We start from the raw sequence: 4,466 nt of genomic DNA, 5'->3' as shown, positions 1-4,466 counted from the left end.
TGTATTTTCCATCTCTACTCAAAAAATATACCCGCAGATAAACTCCGTCACCCAAAACATTTTCGGTCTTTATGTATCCGGAAAGGGCTATTTTAGTACCAACGGGGATACTTAAGCTCTGCCAAAAATAGCCATCGTTTTCTTTCGTAAAAGATATTTTTGCACTCATTTTGCCGGAGTGTTGCGTTGTGAAGTCAATGCTATGTCCGGCAAGGCTGGCTTCGCGCGGAGTCCAGTTCTTTAGTCCATCTTCAAATCCGGGATTGGACAAAAAATTCTCGAGGTTATCGGCCAAACACTTTCCTTTTAAGAAACAACCGGCAACTAATATCAGTACTGTCATTCCTCCCAACGCCGCTACCTTTATACACTGTCTTTTAAGAAATCTGCCCATAATAGCAACCTCCCTCCTTTAATGAATATCTCTTTGCCATTTTTCTATCCCCTTACTTCTTATTCTATTCTAAATATGGTTGAACTTCAATGAAGTTAAACATCAGTTCCTGTCCTATTGGCCCCCCTGGTTCTTTGTCGTTTATCCAGTCTGAGATTAAGAGCTTTGCGTTTGACCCTTTTGCCTTGAATACCCTCGAGTGATAATTAAACCAGAATTTGTTTTTACCGTCAAAAGTTCCCCAATCGTGTCCACTACTGTTTGCTTTAACTTCCTGGAAGCATTTATCTTTGATTAACTCTACATTATCTATGACTATTGATACCCCATGTTTTTCCATTTCTGACTTACCTTTGAGCAAATCCCCGTAATCTCCGGTAACCATCTTTAGAGAATACAGCTTCCCAGGTTCAAGATTCTTTATTTCCTGCGAGATTACATTTGGTCCATTTTTACTTCTTTTCATCCACAGAAAAGCGTCTCCCCTGGGTCTTGCTTGGAGATACCTGCCTTGCAGCCAGCTATAACCTTTGATCTTTTTGGTACCTACACTTGCTTCTTCAGCGGCATTAACTCCCCAACCTACCGTGCCATTATCAAAATCGGGATTCTGAATATGGTCAAGAACATATTTAAACCCGTATTCTTTTGACAACATGCCTGTTCTACCTTCTATGCCGTAATGCCTGTATAACTTACCCGCCCACCTAACTGTCTCTTCATCTGCATAACTTGACAGGTATTCCATAATTCCATATAATCCGGCAAATGCAGAATCATTTGCCAGGTGATTAAACTGCATATCCATAAACACCTTATAATCAACTGCCGGATTGTTATTTATAGTTTCTGCTGTTATCAGGGACATGTAAGCAAGACACATTATCGTATGTTTTGTAATTCCCGGCTGAACTTTTTCCCAAATAACCATTCTATTGCTAAGCATAGATTTTAATAGTTTATCTGCTTCATCTTCCGTAGATTGCTCAGGCAGATACACTTCCCATGCAATTTTATAATCCGATTTTACTATTGCGTCTATAAATCGCCTCTCTGATTCATTATTATACAAATTATTACAATATGGATAAAACGTCTTACCCCTGAACTTCTCGTTATCGTATATTCTTTTAATTGCTTCAGTCCATATTTCGAATTTTTCCCCGGGTAATCCAACATGGAATTCGTCTGCAATTACTCCGTCAAGAAGCGGCTCCTGAAAACCAGGGTCGCTTGACCAATACGCGTATGCTTCGTCTGCGGTTACTGTCGCACTATCATCCGCTCCTGGTACTCCACAGTTAAATATCCATTTCTTGCCCTGTTTTTTCCATTCTTCTAAAAGTGGCGGGTAAACGTATCCAATTATACAATTAACATTTCTTAAAATATCGTGCTTCTTCAAAAATTCCCAATCATAAGGACCATAGCTGGTTATGTGTGGATTATACTGAAACTTGTTGTATATTAACTCCGGAATTGCCCGAACGGTTAATGAAACTGAGGACTTTCCTGCTGACCATACCTTCAATATGTGTTCGCCCGCTGATAATAACCGCATTGCTTCAAACGTCTCTTTGCCAACTTTATCATGAACTATTATTGCCCCCTCTTTTGACGTGGAATCTATTGATACGTAAACTTTATCGTTTTTCTTTATATCGGCTGTTGTTGATATGAATATCCAGCCGTCTCTCGGGTTCTCAAATTTGTATTCATGCCCTGTCTTTTCTGCGTCCATCTTTACATTCAATAACTCTGTTACTAAATTATTGAGTCTTTTTATCCCTTCCCCCGTCCCTGTAAATGCTGCGTCAGCTTCTGCTATTATCTCTCCTTTTGTACCTTTTAATAATGCCTGCGCAATAAATTCACCCGTTAAAATTTTACTGTCAGAAAATTTAATTCTTGTTATTGGCGCCGGTGATGTTATTTCCCGCTCCAAAAGTCTTTCTGTTTTTCCTGCCTCCTTGATTCCAACCAGAAGTATATTTTTCTTTAACTTTTCACCTGAAAAATTTATTACAACCTCCATCTCTAACTCTTTAGGATTCACCGGCTTAATTTCCATCGCGGTATAAAAAGCCGGGGACGAAATTGCAAAAATCCTCTTTTCGTCTGCATCAAGTATCTTTATTTTCTTTATTTCCGGCTCTGATATTGAATAAGTGCCCGTCTTATTCATTGGCACCAGCTCTAATAGCTCTATGGGAATGTTTTTTTCTTCACCAGCCTTAAAAACAATATCTTCTGATTTAATTAAATCTCTACCTGCTTTACCTATTATCAATCTTTCTATTTTAGCTTTTTTCTCAATTCCGGCTTCATTCTTTATCGGAACCATTAACCTTGCATAAAGTTTATTATCCTTTATCTCTCCTAAAACTTCCGGCACCCCTATCCTATAAGAATATTTTCGGAAGGAATATTGCTTAAAATTTACATCCATCCCTCTCAACTCCCTAAAATCCTCCGCTACATTGAAACTCCCTAATTTTCCTATGGACGAATACTCACGCGGGGTCTGCTTCTCTCTGCATATGGATATTCCCCATGCGGAATATGCTTTATCAGATGTTACTCCAAGCGTGTAAAATGGGATAACCACTTCACAACTCCAGTAACTATCTCCGATAAATGAATCGGCTTCCCACTCACCATTCCAACTATCGTCTCCAACATCCCCTCCTTTACTCCTGGAACAGTCAAACTTTGAACCTGATGGATTTATGGCGAACTGGAAATAATCTGTTTTGCTTAATCCGGGGTCTATCATTATCTCTACAACATCATCTTTACTCCACATTTCGTTCTCATGTCCTCTTGCTTTTGTCTTTATGTTTGCTATATCCGGCTCTAAACATTTTATACCTATGTATAGGTGTTTATCATCAAACAGGACATATCCTATTGTCTGATATGTTGCCGGATTGTGACTATTCATTGATAAAAAATTAGTTATTGGAACTGCCTTCTGCCAGCAGCTATCATCAATCTTTCCATCAATAACAGGGGCTTCCTCTGTCCTGATAGCTTTTACCACTACTTCTCCTCCATCCTCTGTCTTTTTTACTGCTTCTACACTGCAAATTCCTATGGATAAAATAAAACCGACGGCAACTACTATTGCTAAGCATTTCTTTGCCATTTTTCTACCCCCTTAGTAATGGAAATGGTTGTCAAATTTTGTTCTTTTAGTTTAGAAACCAGGGGGCAAAAGTACCCTTTCGGATGGGGTGCTCTTATCCCCCTGGTTTTCGTGTAACCTACTGCAAATGCGTCGGGTTAATGCGTAGTCATATAAGTCGGCATCGTCGACAAAAAGGTGCTTTTGCTGATCCACTCGACGTGACCGTCAACACAGACCATGCAGAAACCGTTGTTATGCCGATATGCTATACTCGTGGGTTCATTGTAGTCGTATGCACCGTTCTCACCATAGACATCTGTGAGCGCCGCATTGCCATCAGAATCACCCATCAGCATCGTATTGCCCCTATACTTAGTGATTTTAAACTTAAACCTCTGGTCGTCAGGGGAGCTGGAGGTGAAGTCCAACCACTTAAAGGGACCATATTTATTATTCGAAAAGACTCCGTAAGTGTTCCTATTCGTCCCAACACCAATAGCCTTAGCCGCAGTCGGGCACCTCATTACGGTTTTACCAAACCCTGTCGTCCCCGAAGATGGAAGTGAAAGGTACGGTCCAATTGTCTCCCACCACCAATTGATGTCGGGAGGGATGTAGTATTCCGCAACTGGTAAATAATCTTCGTAGTCATTACAGTACATTATCACTGCCAGCCCTGCCTGTTTCAGGTTGTTGATACAGGTTGCCTGCCTGGCCTTCTCCCTTGCCATGCTGAGCGCCGGCAGTAACATCGCCGCCAGGATGGCGATGATGGCGATCACCACCAAAAGCTCTATCAACGTGAAGGCATGTAGGGAGGAGGTGGAACGGGGTGAGGAAGCAGCGGACCTGCTTTTCGTAGTAGAATAAGTAGTCTCGCGCAGATCTGTTTGGACTTGGTGTACGAACAGAGAAAACTTGGCGCACATTAAAGAAAGGAGC

General features: G+C 40.9%; 3 protein-coding genes. All 3 read right to left on the bottom strand.

Features of this window, described 5'->3' with window-relative positions; translation table 11 throughout:
- The coding region (locus tag Q7J67_00860; GenBank protein ID MDO9463846.1) for a hypothetical protein at nt 1–394 on the bottom strand (394 nt) is incomplete at its 3' end.
- A 64-nt stretch (nt 395–458) separates the two neighbouring features.
- Complete coding sequence (locus Q7J67_00855) at nt 459–3,542, bottom strand: sugar-binding protein (GenBank protein MDO9463845.1); 3,084 nt, start codon at nt 3,540–3,542, stop codon at nt 459–461.
- Between the two features lie 137 nt (nt 3,543–3,679).
- A complete protein-coding gene (locus tag Q7J67_00850) occupies nt 3,680–4,453 on the bottom strand; it encodes a DUF1559 domain-containing protein (GenBank protein ID MDO9463844.1) in 774 nt (257 codons plus the stop codon).
- Nucleotides 4,454–4,466 lie beyond the last annotated feature (13 nt).

The sequence above is a fragment of the bacterium genome (assembly GCA_030652805.1).
Lineage (GTDB): Bacteria > JAHJDO01 > JAHJDO01 > JAHJDO01 > JAHJDO01 > JAHJDO01.
This window is presented reverse-complemented; position numbering and strand designations above follow the sequence as displayed.